Source organism: Bacillus sp. P4_D3, from assembly GCF_056401855.1.
Window position 1 is genome coordinate 1 of record NZ_JBFUIN010000505.1, and the last position, 2,311, is coordinate 2,311.

The 2,311-nt window shown below is 35.2% G+C and carries 2 protein-coding genes; both read left to right on the forward strand.

The features are described 5' to 3' along the window. On the forward strand, positions 1 to 1,380 hold a 1,380-nt coding region (locus tag AC1DTM_RS23325), incomplete at its 5' end, for a putative polysaccharide biosynthesis protein (RefSeq protein WP_477001001.1). Between the two features lie 146 nt (positions 1,381 to 1,526). Then, positions 1,527 to 2,311: polysaccharide pyruvyl transferase CsaB (gene csaB, locus AC1DTM_RS23330; protein ID WP_477001002.1), on the forward strand; the 785-nt coding region annotated here is incomplete at its 3' end.

A 2,311-nucleotide genomic window follows, 5' to 3' on the forward strand; every position in this document is an offset into this window, starting at 1 on the left:
GTATATATGATTGCTCTTACATTGTCAGTAGCTGGTGTACCATTGGCAATTTCAAAATTAATTGCAGAGTTGAAAGAAAAAAATAAGCATAAAGAAATTGCGAAATTATTTAAATCGGCATCAATTATAGGAATGGCTTTTGGTGCATTCGGATGTTTGGTGATTGTATTATTTTCTACTGAAATTGCAAATATGCTTGGTGGGGAAGAAACGAGAGGACCGTTACTGATTACGTCATTGGCTTTACTCGTAGCACCATATATGGCAGTTTATCGTGGTTATTTCCAAGGGTTTGGTGATATGAAACCGACGGGGATATCACAAGTCGTTGAGCAATTTGTACGAGTATTTTTTATGTTAATCATCGCTTATGTATTAGTATATTGGAATGAAAGTAGTGCTGTCATTACTAGTGGGGCAATGGTTGGATCGTTTCTAGGGGTAATAAGTTCCCTTATATATTTACGTAGGACGTACAATAAGAGTCCATACCGCTATAAGGAAGACTCATATTCGCTTAGAGATTTGAGAAAAGATGGAAAGAAAATATTAAAAGTATCTATTCCGATTGCTATAGGAGCTTTATCCATGCCGCTTTTGAATTTAGTAGATTCGCTTACAGTGCCGCATGTGCTGCAAGGGTCGTCGGCAGAAATTCAAGCGCAATTTGGTATATATAGTCGTGGTTTTGCATTCACACAATTAATTGTTGTTTTCGCAAGTGCAATTGTATTTCCGTTAATACCGTTATTAACGTCTGCGTTAGCAAAGAAAAATATGAGTTTGGCAAAAACAACAGTTCAAAATACAAATCTACTCATGCATGTGCTAACAGTCCCGTTAACGATATGGTTAATGGCATTAACAGTTCCATTAAATGTGGGATTGTTCACAGATGCAAAGGGAAGCGGTATGTTAGCTGTTATGATTGGTAGTTCGTATTTTACATCGGTTATGATATTATCGATAGGAGTTTTACAAGGGATTAATCGTTCTGCACAAGCCGCGTGGATTGTTGTCGGAGCGAGTTTTGTGAAAGTATTGTTAAACATAGAGTTAACAAGAAAGTTTGGCATAGATGGAGCGGCGTATAGTACATTGGTTATATATGTGTTAATCTGTATCGTAAATCATCTATACATTCGAAAATATCTTTCCTATTCTATGCACATAGGGAGATTTTTCACTGTAATAGGATTGTCTTGTATTTTAGGATTAGGATTATATGAACTATCTACAATGATAAATGTTACATCTTCAAGAATTATTGCGTTATTATATAGTGGTGTAGCATTTGTTGTTGCAACAATTTTGTATGGGATATGTGCTTTGAAATTAAACTGGATATCAACAAAACAAATACCATTTTTGAAAAAATAAATATAGAACTATGAAATTTTAGAATTGGAATTCGGACGGGCGTATTGAGGGGATATTTGTTTATGTATCGCGTTTTTTAGGTAAGGAGTTGGTGCCAGTTATGATGGATGAAACAATTGGTTACCAAATGTTGGAGGAGATTAAGAGTGCGGTTAGTTTTATCAGGATATTATGGTTTTTATAACGTTGGAGACGAAGCTATTCTACAATCGATTATTGAATCGTTACATAAAKAGAATCCGAATATTGAACTCGTTGTGCTGTCAAATGACCCTGACTATACAAGGAAAATGTACGGAGTTGAAGCGGTAGATCGTTGGAGTATAAAATCGGTTTATAATGCAATTAGAAAAAGTGATGGGCTTATTAGTGGTGGAGGGAGCCTCCTCCAAGATAAAACGAGTGTGAAAAGTATTTTATACTATACGGGCATTATGTGGTTTGCTCGTATGTTAAAAAAACCATATTACATTTATTCACAAGGGATAGGGCCGATTACAAAAAGGCATAATCGATTATTAGTTAAATGGCATTTGTCGAAAGCTGCATATATATCAGTTCGAGATGAGGATTCATTTTTATACTTAAAGGAAATTGGCATGAAAAGGGATATTGAACTGGTTCCAGATCCAGTTTTAACATGGAAACAAAAAAAACAATCAGAGTGGTTACAAACACATTCTCTGCACGGGAAAATCATTGCAGTTAGTGTACGTCACTGGAATGCAAAAGAAGATTATATAAAAAAGTTAGCGGTTGCTTTAAAAAAGTTAAAGCAAGAAGGGTACCAAATTTTATTTGTCCCAATGCATGGTCCGTTTGATCAAAATGCTTCGCGTGAGGTAGTGGATTTAATGGGAGAAGAGACGTATATGCTTCCATATAAAATGGATATTGATGAGAAAATATCTATTTTATCAGAGTGCTCACT